General features: G+C 32.5%; 17 protein-coding genes and 3 tRNA genes. 4 read left to right on the top strand and 16 right to left on the bottom strand.

Annotated features, from left to right (window positions below; all coding sequences use genetic code 11):
* Window positions 1-18: 18 nt before the first annotated feature.
* From FVB9532_RS06525 to FVB9532_RS06510, 4 genes are all read right to left on the bottom strand, one after another.
* Window positions 19-864 (bottom strand): YjiK family protein, encoded by an 846-nt coding sequence (locus tag FVB9532_RS06525; protein WP_150544399.1) that lies wholly within the window; start codon window positions 862-864, stop codon window positions 19-21.
* 12 nt (window positions 865-876) lie between these two features.
* The gene (locus FVB9532_RS06520; RefSeq protein WP_150544398.1) at window positions 877-1,320 is read right to left on the bottom strand and encodes a PepSY-like domain-containing protein; all 444 of its coding nucleotides are present in this window, start codon (window positions 1,318-1,320) and stop codon (window positions 877-879) included.
* Between the two features lie 63 nt (window positions 1,321-1,383).
* Complete coding sequence (locus FVB9532_RS06515) at window positions 1,384-2,667, bottom strand: sensor histidine kinase (RefSeq protein ID WP_150544397.1); 1,284 nt, start codon at window positions 2,665-2,667, stop codon at window positions 1,384-1,386.
* Window positions 2,664-3,341 carry a response regulator transcription factor gene (locus FVB9532_RS06510; protein ID WP_150544396.1) on the bottom strand — a complete coding sequence of 226 codons (678 nt, stop codon included), beginning with the start codon at window positions 3,339-3,341 and terminating at the stop codon, window positions 2,664-2,666. The genes FVB9532_RS06515 and FVB9532_RS06510 overlap by 4 nt, the downstream gene beginning before the upstream one ends.
* A 128-nt stretch (window positions 3,342-3,469) precedes the next feature.
* Here FVB9532_RS06510 and FVB9532_RS06505 point away from each other — a divergent pair, with 128 nt between their 5' ends.
* Entirely contained in the window at window positions 3,470-3,904 is a 435-nt protein-coding gene (locus tag FVB9532_RS06505; RefSeq protein ID WP_150544395.1) for a PepSY-like domain-containing protein, read from the top strand.
* 64 nt (window positions 3,905-3,968) lie between these two features.
* Here the strand turns inward: FVB9532_RS06505 and FVB9532_RS06500 are convergent, their stop codons facing one another.
* Window positions 3,969-4,814: an aldo/keto reductase gene (locus FVB9532_RS06500; protein WP_150544394.1), complete on the bottom strand. Its 846-nt coding sequence runs from the start codon at window positions 4,812-4,814 to the stop codon at window positions 3,969-3,971.
* A gap of 116 nt (window positions 4,815-4,930) precedes the next feature.
* Here FVB9532_RS06500 and FVB9532_RS06495 point away from each other — a divergent pair, with 116 nt between their 5' ends.
* The gene (locus tag FVB9532_RS06495; RefSeq protein ID WP_150544393.1) at window positions 4,931-5,491 is read left to right on the top strand and encodes a TlpA family protein disulfide reductase; all 561 of its coding nucleotides are present in this window, start codon (window positions 4,931-4,933) and stop codon (window positions 5,489-5,491) included.
* Here FVB9532_RS06495 and FVB9532_RS06490 read toward each other — a convergent pair whose 3' ends face one another.
* The 8 genes from FVB9532_RS06490 to FVB9532_RS06455 all read right to left on the bottom strand — a co-directional run bounded on the left by FVB9532_RS06490 (window position 5,492) and on the right by FVB9532_RS06455 (window position 12,754).
* The gene (locus tag FVB9532_RS06490; protein ID WP_150544392.1) at window positions 5,492-6,631 is read right to left on the bottom strand and encodes a lycopene cyclase family protein; all 1,140 of its coding nucleotides are present in this window, start codon (window positions 6,629-6,631) and stop codon (window positions 5,492-5,494) included.
* A gap of 27 nt (window positions 6,632-6,658) precedes the next feature.
* On the bottom strand, window positions 6,659-7,678 hold the full coding sequence (locus FVB9532_RS06485; protein WP_150544391.1) for an inorganic phosphate transporter: 1,020 nt from the start codon (window positions 7,676-7,678) through the stop codon (window positions 6,659-6,661).
* Between the two features lie 2 nt (window positions 7,679-7,680).
* A complete protein-coding gene (locus FVB9532_RS06480; protein ID WP_150544390.1) occupies window positions 7,681-8,409 on the bottom strand; it encodes a DUF2490 domain-containing protein in 729 nt (242 codons plus the stop codon).
* A gap of 77 nt (window positions 8,410-8,486) precedes the next feature.
* Complete coding sequence (locus FVB9532_RS06475) at window positions 8,487-8,918, bottom strand: RrF2 family transcriptional regulator (RefSeq protein WP_150544389.1); 432 nt, start codon at window positions 8,916-8,918, stop codon at window positions 8,487-8,489.
* Between the two features lie 53 nt (window positions 8,919-8,971).
* Entirely contained in the window at window positions 8,972-9,421 is a 450-nt protein-coding gene (locus FVB9532_RS06470; protein WP_150544388.1) for a sterol desaturase family protein, read from the bottom strand.
* A gap of 140 nt (window positions 9,422-9,561) precedes the next feature.
* Entirely contained in the window at window positions 9,562-10,401 is an 840-nt protein-coding gene (locus FVB9532_RS06465; RefSeq protein WP_150544387.1) for a phytoene/squalene synthase family protein, read from the bottom strand.
* 4 nt (window positions 10,402-10,405) lie between these two features.
* Window positions 10,406-11,863: a bifunctional phytoene desaturase/3,4-desaturase gene (locus FVB9532_RS06460; RefSeq protein WP_150544386.1), complete on the bottom strand. Its 1,458-nt coding sequence runs from the start codon at window positions 11,861-11,863 to the stop codon at window positions 10,406-10,408.
* On the bottom strand, window positions 11,864-12,754 hold the full coding sequence (locus tag FVB9532_RS06455; RefSeq protein WP_150544385.1) for a MerR family transcriptional regulator: 891 nt from the start codon (window positions 12,752-12,754) through the stop codon (window positions 11,864-11,866).
* Between the two features lie 320 nt (window positions 12,755-13,074).
* Between FVB9532_RS06455 and FVB9532_RS06450 the strand changes: the two genes are divergently transcribed.
* Window positions 13,075-15,879, top strand: a complete 2,805-nt coding sequence (locus FVB9532_RS06450; RefSeq protein WP_150544384.1) for a hypothetical protein — start codon at window positions 13,075-13,077, stop codon at window positions 15,877-15,879.
* Window positions 15,880-15,884: 5 nt separating this feature from the next.
* On the top strand, window positions 15,885-17,048 hold the full coding sequence (locus FVB9532_RS06445; RefSeq protein ID WP_150544383.1) for a S1 family peptidase: 1,164 nt from the start codon (window positions 15,885-15,887) through the stop codon (window positions 17,046-17,048).
* Between the two features lie 62 nt (window positions 17,049-17,110).
* Here the strand turns inward: FVB9532_RS06445 and FVB9532_RS06440 are convergent.
* The 3 genes from FVB9532_RS06440 to FVB9532_RS06430 all read right to left on the bottom strand — a co-directional run bounded on the left by FVB9532_RS06440 (window position 17,111) and on the right by FVB9532_RS06430 (window position 17,425).
* A tRNA-Leu gene (locus tag FVB9532_RS06440) sits at window positions 17,111-17,194 on the bottom strand.
* Window positions 17,195-17,229: 35 nt separating this feature from the next.
* Window positions 17,230-17,302: transfer RNA gene (locus tag FVB9532_RS06435), tRNA-Lys, on the bottom strand.
* Window positions 17,303-17,352: 50 nt separating this feature from the next.
* Window positions 17,353-17,425 (bottom strand) — tRNA-Lys (locus FVB9532_RS06430).
* Window positions 17,426-17,506 lie beyond the last annotated feature (81 nt).

Raw genomic sequence — 17,506 nt, 5'->3', positions numbered from 1 at the left:
TGTAGTTGAAAATAAAGCTTAGTGAAATTCAACTTCTAAAATGTTAGGTTTCCCTTTTTTACCTTCATTTGAAATAAAGATTCTATTATCGGGACTTATGGTAATTCCTTCCGGTTGGTTAAACTCCTCTTCGTTTAAGTGATAGAGCTTTTTAAGGTTTCCCTCTTTATCTGAAATTAGAAATTTAGGTTGAGCCCCATCTAAGTAATAGATTTCTTCTGCATCATTGGTAAAGGTTAGCGCAGAAGGTCGCATAAGTTTATGGGTTTTCTTTACCGCTAAGTTTTTAAAAATTTCATCATTTAAATGTATTTTATATTCCGGTAAAAATTGGAACTTCTTTGTTGCTAGGTCAAGGGCATAGATTCCTTTAAAGGCTTTCTCCTCGTGTTTTTCATCTTTTACCGCAAGTAATAATCGGTTATGCACTTTATCTAAGGTTAAACCTTCTACATTTCTCGAATCATCATTAAAAGTAGCATACTCAGTAACCTTTGGAGCAGTAAGGTAATTTTCTACACCAAAAATAATCCCATCGCTTCTTAATACATAAGCATCTTGCTGAAAGCTTACAATATCTTCATAATCACCTTTATTAGCAAAATCTATAGTATCTTCTAGTTGAGAGGTTTTTAAATTGTAAATAAAGATACTCCCTTCTTCATCTTGAATACAGGCAACTTTATTATTTCCTATCCAAGAAATACCGGAGACTTCTTCTAAAACTTTGGGAAGTTCCCAACGATTAAGAATGGTATATTCATAGTTTTTCTTGGGTTGTTCCCATTTTTTATTGCTAAAGGCGAATACCGTTAATCCGATAAGTAGAAAGAGTCCTAGAATAATTTTTAATTCAGTTTTCATAGTTGTTGTTTTTTAATCCCAGATAGGGATGGTATTTATTAAATTTCCGTTTTCGTTAAAAAGTTTTTTTAATTCAGTGAACGACTGTTCTATCTCTAGTTGGTAATATTTTTTCCCTTTGATATGTATTTGTTCAATTTTATCTATTTGGTGCAATTCAAAATTTTCATTTAAAATTTGCTGTAGATGCTTGGGGAGTTTTGAATAGTGGAAATCTTTTTTATACTTTAAAAGTTCTCCTTTTTTATTGAAAAGTGCTTTGTACTCTATAGAGGCCAGTTCAAATTCTGCTTCAAAATTTTTACCTGCCACTTCCCATTCCAATCCTATCGTATTTTGAAAGTTAGATTGAAAGGTGCTTGCTACTACCGACGGTACAGTGGTAAAAGAATGGTCATCTTCTTCTTTGCAAGCTATTAGAAGAAGGTATATGCTTAAGAAGTAGAATAATTTCATCGTTTCTGTTTTTAAACCTGGTGCTAAATTCAGAAACGATTCTGGAAAGAATTTGGAAAGTAATTAGGTGGCTTGTGAATTTTTAGTAAAATCTACTATGAATAGGTGGTAACGATCATAAGTGTAAGTAAGCGCTAACCCATATTTATCTGCTATTGCTTTTGCAATGGAGAGTCCTAATCCTGTTGAATTTTTACGGGTATTAACTTTATAAAATCTGGAAAATAATTTTTGATGGTCTAGTTTTCCGGTTTCAGATTCATTTTCAATACTCACTTTTTGCTCGTTAATCTTAATTCTGATAATCGAATTTAGGGAAGCATGAACTATTGCATTTTTGATGAGATTGGTGAATAAAATAACCGCCAAATCTTTATTCATGAATTTTTGAATAGCATCTTGCGAAGAAATACTGATTTCTATATTTCTATGCTTCGCAAAATCTGAAAAATCATAGACAATTTGATTTATAATTTCAGGGATATTTAAATTTTCTTCTTCTACAAATTGTTTATTATCAATTTTAGAGAGTAAGAGCAGTGCTTGATTAAGCCTGGTCATTCTTTCTAAATTCTCTAATACCGAAGCTAATAATGCGATATTCTTAGGAGAAAGCTCCTCTTTTTCAGCAAGTAATTCTAATTTATTAATGCTAATGGCAAGAGGGGTTTGCAATTCGTGAGAAGCATTTTCTATAAATTGTTTTTGAGCTTTAAAACTATCAATAGATTTTTGAAGCAATTTTTCTACCTGAAGGTTCAGTAATTGAAATTCTTCAATGTTAGTCTTTTCGAAATCAATACTTTGTTCTTTCTCAATATTGAAGTTTTTGAGTTTGTTTAATAACGAATAAAACGGCCTCCATAACCTTTTTAAAACCCAATTGTTCAATAAAAGGACTCCAACAACCAATCCAATATAAAGCCATAAAATAGAATAGAGGAGGTCTTCAATTAAGTCATCTTCCTCTACCATGGAAGTAATTACTTTTAATTTGTAGTAATGATCACCTTGTCTAAATGCAGTTTCTAAAAGTCTAACCGGCTCATAATCTTTTTCGTTTAACATATACATTAATGTATCCCGATAAGAATCTTTTACATTCCTGATTTCTGAATAGGTGGTAGGATGAATGGTGTAATAGCCATCTTCAAAACTGGTTTTATGGAGGATAGTTGGATCTTTTTTGGCTCTATTGATGACAAGTATTTTTTGATTTTCAAGCCCATCGTCTAGACTATCATAAATCTCGTCCAACATCTGAAAATAGAAAATCACGGTAAATATTAAAAGGGCAAATAATAAAATCGCCGCAAAATATTTGGTGGTATAATTTAGTAGTTTCATAAACTTACTAACTTGTAGCCAATACCATAAATAGCTTTCACCTCTACTTGCGCTTGGTGATCTTTTAATTTTTTTCTCAGGTTTTTAATTTGAGAATAAATAAAATCAAAACTATCAGTTTGATCAATATGATCGCCCCAAACGTGTTCAGCTAAGGCAGTTTTGTTAACCAAGCGGTTTTTGTTAGAAGCAAGGTAAAAAAGAATATCAAACTCTTTTCGGTTCAACAATAATTCTTCTCCCTCAATAAAAGCAATTCTGTTTTCTATATCTATTTTTAGATTCTCAATTTCTATAAAAGTATCACCTTGTAAATTTCTTCTTCTAAAAATAGCTTTGATCCTTGCATTCAATTCGGCCATATGAAAAGGTTTGGGCAGATAGTCGTCGGCACCTAAGTGAAGCCCTTCCAATTTATCATCCAAAGAGTTTTTAGCAGAAACAATAATTACTCCATCTGAAATCCCTCTCTTTTTAAGCTCTTTTAAAATTTCCAATCCGCTTTTACCGGGAAGTGAGATATCCAATAAAATGCAGTCATAATCATAAACACCAATTTTTAAAAAAGCCGAATCATAATCGGTGGCAGTTTCTATTAGATAATCTTCTTTTTCTAAAGTTTGCTTCATATTTTGAAGCATTTCTTCTTCATCTTCTATAATTAAAACTTTCATGGAAATTTAATTTCAGGCAAAGATACTTTCAAAACTGGAAAGAAATGGGAAAAGTAAACCGATAAATCATTCCCAATTTATTTCAGATTTGTGTTTTTCTTTTGAACCGAATTAAAAAATAAAATACTATGAAAATTTTAAAAAGCTTAGTCGTTTTACTATTTATTGGGTTTACTGTGAATGCTCAAGACATGGCTTCTTCTGAAGTACCAACTGCTATTCAATCTCAATTTAAAAAAGCGTATAAAAACGCTACAGATATTGAATGGGAAAAAAAATTGGATAATTATCAAGTAGAATTTGAGATTGACCGAATGGATTATGAAGTTTGGTACGCAGCTAATGGAAAGCAGGTAAAACTAGAAAAAGAAATTAAGCCCAATGAATTGCCTACCGCTATAAAAAGTGCAATTAAAAATAGGTATAGCGATTACAGTATTGATGATTGTGAACTTCGTGAAGAAAAAGGAAAAACTACTTATTTAGTAGAATTAGAAAAATGGAACGATGAAATTGATGTCGTCTATGATGCTAAAGGAAAACTAATAAAAGAAACAAAGTAACGCACGAAGAAAGATAGAAAAGACCTCACCGGTAAGTCAAGACCGGAGAGGTTTTTTTATGATATTAGTTTACCTTATCTGGCCAATGATTGGGAAGTTCACCACTAAACCCCATTTGTGGTAAACTGTCTATGGTTTTTATTTCTTCTGCTGAAAGCTGAAAATCAAAAACATTAAAGTTATCTTCAATACGTTCGGGTGTTGAAGATTTAGGGATAACCACAACTTCGTGTTCTAAAATCCAACGTAAACAAATTTGCGCTACAGATTTTTGGTGTTTTTTAGCAATAGCTTTGATTTCATCATTCTCAAAAACTTTCCCTCTAGCTAACGGAGACCAAGCTTCTACTAAAATATCGTGTTCTTTACAATAGTTAGTTACCTCTGGTTGCCAATAGCCCGGATGAAATTCAATTTGATTAATAACGGGTTTGATTTTAGCGGTTTTTAATAAAGGTTCTAAATGTTCCGGCCAAAAATTACTGACACCAATATTCTTGATTTTTCCTTCTTTTACGAGTTCTTCCATGGCTTGCCAAGTTTCATTATTGGTTTTTTCCCAATCATCATAGTTTTTGGCATTTGCCGGCCAATGGATCAAGTATAAATCGATATAATCAAGATCAAGTTTTTTAAGTGAAGTTTCAAAAGCCTTTTTTGTATTTTCATAACCCAAGTTTTCTCGCCACAATTTAGTGGTAACCATAATTTCTTCACGTGGTACATTACTTTCTTTAATTCCTTTTCCTACGGCTTCTTCATTTTTATATTTGGCAGCAGTATCAATTAATCGATAGCCTGTTTTTAATGCTTTTTTTACAGCTTCAATGCCTTCTTTTTCTTCCGCTTGATAAGTGCCAAAACCAATGCTTGGAATTTTATTTCGGTTGTTAAGGTGGTAATATTTCATAGTAAAATTTATTTTAGTTGAAATTAGTAAGAAAATTTATGATGAAGTTGAAATTCATTCAGACTTAATAAATAATTAAGACTTGAAATCAATAACACTTTCCTTATTTTGCAACTATGAAATTTATAAGAAAATACTGGAGCAATATCTTGATAGTTTTAGTGATTATCTTGCTTACCATTCCGCAGACTAGAAAAGAAATTCAGGTTTTTGTAAACCAACTTCTGGCTTCTACACCAGCAGAAGTAGCTACCAAAAATCAAAAACAGTTAGAAAATTATTATTGGAAGTTAGAAGATCCTTATGGTCGTTGGAAAAATCTGGAAGAATCAAAAAACAAAGTGGTTTTTATAAATTATTGGGCTACTTGGTGTCCGCCCTGTATTGCAGAAATGCCCGATTTAGAAGAACTTTATCAAGCTTATAAAACACAAGTAGATTTTTATTTTGTGACCAATGATGATCCTGAAAAAGTAAGCATTTTTATGAAAAAGCATGAATATACTTTCCCGATATATTTTTCGACAAGTAAAACACCGGATGTTTTATCTTCTAATGCTTTGCCAACTACTTATGTGATTTCTAAAAATGGAAAGATTGTGTTTGACAAAACCGGAACGGCCAACTGGACCAGTGACCGATTTACTACGGTTTTAGATAAATTGATTGCTGAATAACTATAAAGTTTTGAAAAAAGCTTTTACAAAAGCAGAAGAAAATAAACTGCCCATGATTTTTAAATCTTGCTGAAAGTTGGTTTCTTCATCTAAATATTGAAATACTTCTTGAATAGAATTTTTCTGGTAGAAATTTTCAAAAATCCATTCGCCTTTATCATTTTCCTGTTCCAAGACTTTTAAAAATACTTTATCGTAATACTGAAATTTAGGATTTAATAAGCCTTGATATGGAAGCTTATTTTGTTTGAGGTTCTCTATTAGTTTTTCAATTTTCTTCTCGGTATGTTTAAATGAATAACCCGTAGAAGCTTTTACCCAGCCTCCCGCAGTTCCTATTTTGGTGATTCGCTGGCTATGGAAATTCTGAAAAGGAAAATTGGTCATTGGAATGATTCCCATTTCCGTTTCTGTAATTTGATAATTTTTTAACTGAAGGTATTTTTCAATATACTTTTTTAGTTGTTCATCATATACTTTTCCATCGGTAGTAAAAGGCGTAAAAAAAGTATATTCTACAAAAGCTTTGGTTGCTGAAATAGGTAAAATATAGGTGAAACTGGTAGCGTTTTTCCACTTGAGGCGATAATCCATCATCGTGAATTTTTCATCATCAAAAATAGGATGCTCCGTTTCAATCATCCAGCCTTTAAAATGTTGATAGATGTGGATGTATTTTTCTCTTTCACTAAAATACTCTTTCGGGATTCGACTATCAAAAACATAAGAAGTTTGATAAGTTTGGGTTGAAGTAATTACGCTAACAGAATTTTCTTTTTCTTCAGTTTCAATAACTTCTTCGTGAATAAATTCAATTGCAGAATTTTTCAATTCAGCTAAAACAAACTCATAAAAATCAATTGACCTCACCATTTTGTATTGGTAGGGGGCTAATTGAAATTCAATATATTTTGATGAAGTGATTACTGCACCGGCCGACCAAGATTTATGAATGATTGGTTTCCAATTCCCTTCTCCTTGTTCCCAAAAGCACCAGGTTTTATCGTTTTCAGTTTTTGTGGATTTATCGAGAAGTGCAATTTTTTTATGCTGAAAATATTCATCTTTGGAAAATGCCAAGGCTAATTGGAGTCCAGCTAAACCACTTCCTATAATAATATAATCGTACGTTTTATTCATAGCTTGGTAAAGCTAAACAAACTCCTTTTATTTTAAAATTGTAATTAGCGTAAAAGTCAAAATATAAGCAAAAATAGGGGCTATTGCCCACACTGAGAAAAATTGCTTTACAGTTTTATTTTTAAATGTATGCTTAAATCCATTTTTGCTAATACTTAAAGCGATAAATGCTGCTCCATTTAACTGAACTAATGAAGTGGGAATTCCTTTTGCTACAGAAGCAAATAATAATAAACTTGATACGATTAAGGCAATTACAGTTGCGTAAAATGGAGATACTTTTACAATTTGTTTCCCTGTTTTTTTTGTCACTTTATGTCCAAACAACGAGCTGCCAATAGCAAAGCAAGGGGCGACAATTAAAACAGATAAAATTATAATTGGTAGAAAATTTTTAATGGCCTCTTGTCCTATTTCATTAGCTGTTAAAGAAGCGATAGGGGCAGCAGCATTAGCAACGTTATTTGCACCTATAGAAAATGCTACGTAAAGTGATGATAAAATTAAAACAGCCTTTAAACCTTTATGTTTATTTAAATCTGAAAATTTATTTTTTAAAATTTTGGTTTTGATAAAGGGGAAAATCCATTTAGAAAGAATTAAAACGATAAAGAAAGAGATGATGGGTAAGATAATCCAAGTAGGAATAATGTCATAAAGTAATTTATTTAGGTTTAATCCATCTAAGGCTGTTGCCGCACCAGCTATTGAAAGCACAGTTGCCTGGCTTGTTGACTGTGGAACACCAATTAAGTTGGCGATGAGTAAGGATAACCCAATTGATAATAGAATTACAGATGTATTTAGTGGTGTGAAAAAGGAATGATCTAATAAACCTTTTCCCAAGGTTAAAGAAACTTCTTTCCCTGCAATTAATGCACCTGCGAGCACCATAATCCCGAAAAGCCCCGGAATTACAGTTCGTTTTATAACATTTGCTCCATAAGCAGCTGAAAAAGAAGGTGCGGTTCCACTACCACCCATATTGATAGCGAGAAACATAGCCAATAAAAACGGAATAGTTAAGATGTTGAACAGTCCTGACATGATTAGTTATTTTTTAGATTTATGATATGGTGAATAGTTAACCTTACAATTTGACGGTTGTAGTATTCTGTTCCTGACTTTCTTTGTTGAAACCAATTTAGATAGCCTAATTCAAAGCCTAGATTTTTAAAAGGTATATATTGAATACTTGTCCCGTATCTATTTTGATCAAATACGTTGTTGACGATATTTTTGCCAATGTTTATATGTATTTCTTCAAAAGCTTTTAATGTTAGATCTTTTGAAGGGAAATATCTTATTTCGAATTTATAACGCGTTCGGTTATTACCAAATTTAAAAGAGTGATTAGGTTGTTCAAAAAATCGAAATTCACTCCAATAGCGATGATGCAAAATTATTTTCTCAGATAGCTGCTGTTTATATGTTATTTCAAGTTGTGGACGTAACTCGGTTCGGTTGTTAAAATTTTTAATTTCTGGGTCGTGAGGTAGTGATTGTATAAAATAAGTAAAACCAACTCCTGTATTCCAGCCTTTACCAAGTTTTCTTTCTGCAAAAGTTCTTGATACAAATTGATGTTGGCGCCAAGGAAACCAATAGGTTCTTTCTTCTAACTCCTGCCTTATTTGGTAATTGTTGCTAATTTTTAGTTTTAAGCTATATCGGGTCCAGAGAAGGTGCTGTTTGGTAATTTTTTTTTGTGCAATTGCAGTCGTTGAAAAAACATAAATGAAAAAAATATTCGCGGCTATTAGTTTAAATTCTTTCATGAAATTTCTAAAATATTTGACGAAAATATTAAAACCTATTATTCCTACCAAATTAGTAGGGTATAAAAATAAAAAAATTATTTTTTAAGGATTTTCTCTCTTTCAATTATGTCTTCAAGGGTTGCAGCTTTCAATCGCTTTACGGTTTCATTACGTATTTCCATTGCTATTTGACGAATACCACAGGTTTCTTCATCAATACATTCTTCACAGCGTTCATAAAATCTATAAGTTACACAGGGGAGTAAGGCAATTGCACCATCAAATAATCGCAAGACTTGCGCCATATGAATTTCTTCTGTGGTTCCATTTAGAGAATAACCACCGTATTTTCCTTTTTTGCTATTGAGAATTCGAGCGTTTTTGAGTTCAGTAAGGATTGACTCTAGAAATTTGAGAGGAATATTTTGTTCTTCAGAAATTTTACTTACCGATATGGGTTGTTCGTGTTTGTTTTTTGCAATATAGACAAGCGCATTAATAGCATATTTAGTTTTTTTAGATAACACTATTTTCTTTTAATTTTTAAAGTTTAATCAACATCCAAAATGAATTGTAACGCTTACTTTTTGAAATATTTAAAAGGCACGATTAACATTCCGAAGTTTTCACCGTGGTCTTTTCCTAAATGTTTGTGGTGCATTTTATGCGCTCTTCGAATACCACGGGCATACCAGTTATTGGCATTTCTAAATAGTTTAAAACGTTGATGGATAAAAATATCGTGAACGGTAAAATAAGCCATTCCGTAAGCTAGGATTCCTAAACCAATAGGCAAGGTAAACCAAACATCTTCGTAACGCCAAAGTAAAAAACAACCAATACTTACCAAGGCATAAAACACAAAAAAGAGGTCGTTACGTTCCCACCAGCTACTGTGATCTTTGTGGTGGTGGTCTTTATGTAAAGACCATAAAAAACCGTGCATAATGTATTTATGGGTAAACCACGCCATAAATTCCATAAAAAAGAAGGTTCCTAAGAAAATAAGTATCCAATAAACGGTGTGCATAACTTAAGTTATAATTTAGGGTAATTTCGTTTTTGTACTCGAATACGTTCAACTTTTAACTTTGGTATTGAAATCGTGAACTTCAGCATTGTGATCACAAATGCTAAGAATATAATGGAAAATATAATCGTCATCATTTTTTATATTAAATTAAGTCTGTAAGAAACATAACATTTGGCTAAAAGTCCTGCTTTTTCATAATTGGGGACTCTTATGCGTTTTTTTCTGATTTCTAACGAAGGTACGGCTTTTAGTTTTGTCAACAATTTAAAAAAGTAAACATATGCAGTATAAACTCCTAATTTTGCTTCTACCGGAAGTTTAGCAATTCCACGTAAAGCTTTGGCGAAATCATCTTCAATCTCTTGAATGATTTTTTGTTTAGAAGCTTCATCCAATTGTTCTAAATTGGTATTGGGAAAATAACTTCGGCTTAAATCTTCATAGTCCGCTTTTAGGTCTCTTAGGAAATTAACTTTTTGAAAGGCCGAACCAAGCTTCATAGCGTCACTTTTCAATTCATCGTACTTTTCTTGATCTCCTTTCACAAAAACTTTTAAACACATTAACCCCACTACATCCGCACTTCCATAGATATAAGTTTCGTATTCCTCGGTGGTTAGGTAGGTGGATTTATGTAAGTCCATCCGCATACTTTTCATAAATGCCTCGTATAATTCGGCTGGAATGTTATAGGTATGAACGGTTTCTTGAAAAGCATTTAAAATGGGATTCAAGCTAATTTTATTTTCAATAGCTTTATACATTTCTATTTCAAAATCGTTAAAAAGCTTTTCTTTATCGTAATCGTGAAAAGTATCTACTATTTCATCCGCAAAACGGACAAAGCCATAAATATTGTAAATATCCTGCCTAATGGAGGGAGCCAATAATTTGGTCGCTACCGAAAACGAAGTACTGTACGAATTGGTAACGGTTTGGCTGCATTGCCTGGATACAGAATCAAAAATAGATTTCATGGTATTATTCATATTTTTTAATAAGGTCCGAAACTAATTTCCCTGAAATTAATGCAGGAGGAACGCCCGGTCCCGGTACGGTTAGCTGTCCTGTAAAATACAAGCCTTTTACTTTTTTGCTTTTTAATTTTGGTCTTAAAAAAGCGGTCTGTAAAAGCGTATTGGCTAAACCATAAGCATTCCCTTTATAAGAGTTATATTCTTTAATAAAATCGTTCACACAGAAGCTTTTTTTGAATATAATATTTTTTTTGATTTTTTGTTGCGTTATTTTTTCAAAACGAGTAATTATTTTTTCAAAATAACGTTCTCTTAACGCTTGTTCATCTTTTATTCCCGGTGCTAAGGGAATGAGAAATATACCTGCTTCTTTACCTTCTGGGGCAGAATTTTCATCTGTTTTTGAAGGGAAACTTGCATAGAAGAGGGGGTCTTCGGGCCATTCACTTACATCATAAATAGCGTGTGCATGTTTTTCAAAATCGACATCAAAAAACAAGGAGTGATGTTCAACATTTTTCAATTTCTTATCAAAACCTACATAAAAGAGTAGGGAAGAAGGTGCAAAAGTTTTCTTTTCCCAAAAGCTTTCAGAATATTGTCGATAAGGTTGATCTAATAAGGTTTCTGAATGGTGATAATCTGCACCACTTAACACAATATCGGCTTGGTGTTCGGTTCCATTGGCGATAATTCCGGTAGCAGTTTTGTTTTCAACCAAAATCTTTTCAACATTTTGATGGGTATTGAATTTTACTCCTAGTGATTCTGCTAAACGCTGAATTCCTAAAATTACTTGATACATACCGCCTTTGGGATGCCACGTACCTAAACCAAAATCGGCAAAGTTCATGAAATTATAAAATGCGGGCGTATCGCTGGGTTTGGCTCCTAAAAATAGCACTGGAAATTCAAGTACTTGAACCAATTTTTTATTCTTAAATTCTTTGCGTACTTCTCTAGCAATAGTACTGAAAAATTGTCCTAGTTTTTTTGCAGTTTCTAAAGTCACAAGTTCTAACGGAGATTCACCGGGACGATATACCAAATCTTTAATGGCAATATCATAATTATCTTTTGCTTGATCGATAAACTTTTTTAGCTTTTGTGAGCTACCGGGTTCAATGCGATCAAACTCAGTATAGATTTTTTCTAAGGTATCGCCAATGGTAATTTTATCTTCTTCGCCAAAGTACACTTGATAGGCTGGACTCAGTTTTAGAAGCTGGTAATAATCAGAAGGTTTTTTGCCAAAATCAGCAAAAAAGCGTTCAAAAACATCGGGCATCCAGTACCAAGTAGGGCCAATGTCGAAGGTAAAACCGTCTTTTTTATATTGTCTTGCCCTTCCGCCAATGGTGTCATTTTTTTCGAAAATTTCCACTTTATGGCCTTGTTGGGCCAGGTAACAAGATGATGCTATGGAAGAAAATCCTGAACCTATGATGATTATTTTTTTCATTTATAATTTTCTTACTAGTTCCTCTATAGAATCCATCACTTTGATTTTTTCTGAAGGTAATTTAACCGTAGAATTGCAGCGTTTGCCTAAAACCCATAATTCACAGTCTAATTTTTTGATGATTTGATGATGAAAATCTTCTAAGTACTTATCCGGATCTTGAGGCTGTATTGTAAAATAACTAATAAACCGAAGCTTATCGTACACTTTATCCAAAAACGTTAAATCTTCCATAGGTAAGCTTTGTCCCAGATAGATAGTTGGATAACCGTGTGATAAAATTTCATAGTTCGCATAGAGAATGGCTAAGTCGTGCATTTCATCTTCAGGTAAAAAAAGCACAAAATTTTTATCGGTTTTCGCTGGTTTTTCCTGTTGAAGTTTTTCTATGTTCAGCAAGAGTTTTTGTTTAATTAGATTAGAAATAAAATGTTCGTGTACTGGATGTATAGAATTGGTTTGCCATAACATCCCAATACTTTCTAATAAAGGAATAAATACTTGCTGAAAAATTTCCCGGAAGTTTTTTGTCTTTAATAAGCTATTGTAGGTTTTAAAGAATAAGTTTTGGTCAAAATTGTACATCGAAAGTTTAAAAGACTTAATAGCTCGGTCATTACTGTTGTTGGTTGAAGAAATATTCTTGACCAAGTTTGCAATTTCATCATCTTTTAATTTAGAAATACGGGAAATTTTATAACCATTTTCATTTAAGAAAGAAATATTCAATAATTTTTGTAAATCATCTAACCCGTAGGATCTAATGTTGGTTTCGGTGCGCTCTGGTGTTAAAACACTATAGCGTTTTTCCCACATTCTTAATGTATGAGCTTTAATGCCGCTAAGAACTTCAAGGTCTTTAATACTGAATTGTTTCTTAATGTAAGACATTGCGTTAGGTTATGGTTTCAAACCTACTACAAAGAATTTTATTTTGTTTAAAAATAAAGTTAAATAGTTAAACAAAATGATTTTTAGTTTTAGGGTAACCGAGTAAATTTACTGTAGTTGACTGTTTCATTTCAATTTTTTAGGTTTTAAATAGTAAAGAGGTATCTGAATTTAATTTAAGTAAAAAATACACTAATTTATTTAATTGGGTCTATTAGGTTGATTATTATGTGATTAAAATGATATGCGATAGTGTTTGGTATACTGTTTTTTTTGTAATTTAAGTAAAAATTAACCTTTTTATTAAACCAACCATTATTATGAAAAATTTTATCACATTTATTATGCTGATTTATTCAGTATCAATTTGGTCTCAAAAGTCAGCTCCTATAGCCGGAGATGCCGCAAAATTAATCGATCTTTTACATAAGGATTACCAAACAGTTAACCTGGAAACTTTTCAGGAAGATATCGCCAGGGACCGTAGCCAGGTGATTGCAATTTTTAAAACTTATTTAGGAGAGGATTTTGATACTGAAATTACATATGAATATAAGAAAGAAGGAAAGGATACAGAAAAAGGAAAGGATACAATGTTGAAACTTAATGATTTTCGACTAATCTATACTAAAAGTTTGGAAACCTATAATTTAAAAATAAAAAGAGATGATTTAAAAGAAACTGAAGTTAAAAATTTAAAAGAATTAAAAACTCAATTATCAACTGATAAAAATTATTATTATAAAGCACTATACGCAGGTGACAATAAAGTTTTCGATGAGATAAAAAAACACCTAAATAAAAATAAATTTTTAGATACGATTATAGATAAATTTAAAAAGAAGTATGAAACTTTAAATGATAATAAGTTCGATTCGTATGCTATTAATAATAATGCACAGTCCATTCAAAAAAGTTTGCCTTTTGCCGGTGGTGATATTCTGGTAGATGGGATTGACGGATTGAGCCGGTTCTTGGTAAAACGCATTAAAGAAGAGCTCACTTTAAATGCGATTCAAAACATACAGGAATTTCTAAAAAATAAAGAAGAACATCCAGAACTTTATGAGCTAGAGGTATTATTGCCTACCACCTTTGCCTACCTAGCCAACTTTGATGCCAATCAGCTTCTGCAATTCAGTGACGATTTAAAACAGTATATAGAGCAAGATCTAGCCAATTTGGTGCCCAATGCAGCCAATTTAAGATATACGCCAAGAATGAGCTTGTTGATTGCTAACAATCCAGAACTGGATTTTGCTTTTGAAGGATTGGAAATTTTAGATCAAGTCACTAAAATTAAAAGTCCCGTAGATTATTTTGAAATTGTTAGCAATAGTAGAAACTTAAACCGATGGAGAACAGAGACAGGAACTAAAAAGGATATCGCAGAAGGATTGCACCTGGCGAGTATGTTAGCTTATAGTTTAACCATCGTAGAAAATGGAGAAGTGAGGTTTGTTACTACCGATTTTATGGCGAATTATGGTAGCCAAAAAGATTTTTGTTACCTGTATTTTGGGTTTCTCTATCAACAAAATAAAAATTACTACCACATTAAAGATAAACAAGGTGCTAAGGATAATTTGCTAGCCACATTAGTATATGATGTTAAAAGAATCGATACCATCCATAACTTTTTAAATCATCAGGTTATTCCGGTGGTAAAACATGCCGAGCGTTTGCACGACCAGTTTTTAGAGATCAAAAAGAAAAACAAAAATGAAGAAAAATTAGCATACGCTGAGGTACATCAATTAATAGAAGATATAGTAGGCTTTGCTGAGGAAGTAAGTATTGCTGCAGATTGGATTTTAGAAGAAGCAGGTGCTGATACGCTTACCTCCCGAAATTTAGAACCTTATTTTAAAACCGCTTATCTGGCGAATGATATTAGTTTAGATTTATACGAAAAACGTTATACCAATGCGATTACGAAAACTTTAGAAGTTCCTTTAATGATGAGTGGTTCAAATAATTCAGAACTGGCTATATATTCAACCCGTCTTCAATCTATTTTAAAGGTTAATAATGATTTAATTTCTCTGACTAAAGTATTAAGCTTAAATAAAGTTATAAATGATAAAGAAAAAGAAGCTATCTGGAATGAAAATAAAAACCAGCTGGAAATACTTCATTTAAAATTTAAAACTAATGATGAATTAAATACAATTGCCACCAATCTTGATAATCTGATCAAAGGATTTAAAGATGGTAATTGGGATTGGAATTCTTATAACACTAATAGAAAAAATTTAATTGACGCTATTAGTGATGATAAAGGTAAATTGTTGAATTACTTTGGAATAGATAGCAAAGCTTTTAAAGAAAAATATCAAAAACTTAAATCATATAAAAGTTTAGATTCATTAACTAAAGTATATATTGATAATAAATTCGATGCTTATCAGGATGAATTATTTAATCAACTGGTGCTGGGAGAAGAACCTAAGATAGAAGCTGAAAGGGAACTTTGGGAGACATACAATGCCTTTTTACCCGGATTGTTAGAATCAGATAATGTCAAATCAAAACCACAGCTCGTTAAATTGATTCATTTTGTAAATGATGTGGCGGTAGCCGATGGCCCTGAAGCCTATGAAAAAGCAATTGAAGCTTTTGTTTTGCCGGTAGGAAGTTCTCGTTTAAAAGAAAACGTAAAAAGCTATTATTCAATAAATGCTTTCCCGGGGATTTTGGGAGGGAAAGAGATAAGTGATGATTTTGAAGATGCAGAATTTGTGGGATTTACAGCTCCCGTAGGTTTTTACATACAGCCTTGGGGTTCAGGCGAATTTTTGGGTTGCTTCAATACTTTCGGTATATACTTTCCTGTAATTGACATTGCAGCTCCAGTACGGTTTCGATTTGATGATTCTAATGCTACTGAAACCCTTTCTGATTTTGAGTTTAAAGATATATTTTCCCCTGGAGCTTATGTGGTGTTTGGGTTTAAGAATTCTCCATTTGCTTTTAACTTAGGTTTTCAATACGGACCCAAACTAAGGGATATCCCTACAGATGACAATTCATCTGATTTTACTTCTGTCGAATCTTATAGAGTTGGGGTAGGAATAACTATAGATATCCCGCTGGTGACGCTTTCTTCCAACTATAAAAATTAGAAGCTATGGTGCGCTATTTTTCGCTCTTATTCATCGTATGGAGTATAAATGTATCTGCCCAGGATCAGGATAGTATTGCTGTAAAGCAGAAGCAATCAGCTAAAAAATTCAAATTCCAAAAACAAAACTTGGATGCTTTTCAAGATCAAAAAGTCTTTGAGGAAGTAATTATCGAAGAACAAATTTTAAAGGAAGAGCAAGGCAATAAAGGACAATCTCAATTATTAGAAAGCAACCAAGATTTTTATATTCAAGAGATTGATAGTCAGACTCTGTATCAACAAAAGGCTAGTCCTAAAAGTGTAATTGAAGATTGGCGTGATAGAAAAGATTCAATTAGTAAAGATGGTAAAGAAAGGACACCTCGTCTTAAAGGACCTTCTGATTATGACAGTCGAATTGAGCTTATCCAATTTAGTCAGTCTACTCCTTGGCAAAATGATATCCTAACCATAAGCCAGTCCGTGGGGATGATTGTAGAAATTGAAAAATTAGACCAAATATCGAAAGATCTATATAAATTAAATATCTCTCAGAAATTAGGTGAGAAATTTAATCTCTGTGAGGGGATTGCTTTTTATAATCAACCCAGTGTAGGTGAAGGTACGGCGTTTATATTCGATAAAAAAAGTATGCTAACCGCGCTACACGTTTTTCAAAGACCATTAAAATACTACGCAGTGATTTTTGATTATAAGGTGATTTCTATGTATGGTGTAGTGGACTCATTTATAAGTAAAGATGATATTTACTATCCACAAGAAGTAACAAAAAAGAATGAAGAGATGGATGCTGTTGTATTTAGTGTAGATAGAAATTTTAATCGTCCCATATTGGAATGGGAAAAATCCACAGCTATTCATAAAGAGAAAAATGAAATATACAGTATTGGTTATCCTAATGGTTTACCTATTAAAGTAGCTTTAAATGCATCTATTACAGAAAATGAGAATTATTTTTATTACTACACTTCCTTAGATAGTTTTCAAGGAAATTCTGGTTCTCCGGTTTTTAATTTTTATACCAATAAAGTGATTGGTGTGTTAGTATCTGGAGAAATAGATTATAGATTTAATGGTAGTTGTTATGAAATACCTTCTTGTGCTTATCCTTACTGTAAAGGGGAAAAAGTAATGCGTATGGAAGAAATAGTAAGAAATTTCCAGTAAAGTAGCAAATTAGGTGCGAAATAATCATTAAAGAATAAATAGTGACTAATGATCACTAAAAGTGCCCAGGATGGGAGTCGAACCCATACGCCCTAATGGACACATGGCCCTCAACCATGCCTGTCTACCAATTCCAGCACCTGGGCTCAATAAAAAGGATATCTTATAAAATAAGAAGAAGTGATCTGGCTGGGGCTCGAACCCAGGACCCTCTCCTTAAAAGGGAGATGCTCTACCAACTGAGCTACCAGATCCATTATAAAAAAGAACTATGATTTTTTTTCTAAAACCATAAAAAATAAAGTGATCTGGCTGGGGCTCGAACCCAGGACCCTCTCCTTAAAAGGGAGATGCTCTACCAACTGAGCTACCAGATCTCTCCAACATTCGTTTTGCGAATGCGGGTGCAAATATAATGTGTTTTATCAATTTACCAAGGCTATTTTTAGATAAATTTG

Origin of the sequence: Mesonia oceanica (assembly GCF_902499555.1) — a bacterium.
Taxonomy (GTDB): Bacteria; Bacteroidota; Bacteroidia; order Flavobacteriales; family Flavobacteriaceae; genus Mesonia; species Mesonia oceanica.
This window is presented reverse-complemented; position numbering and strand designations above follow the sequence as displayed.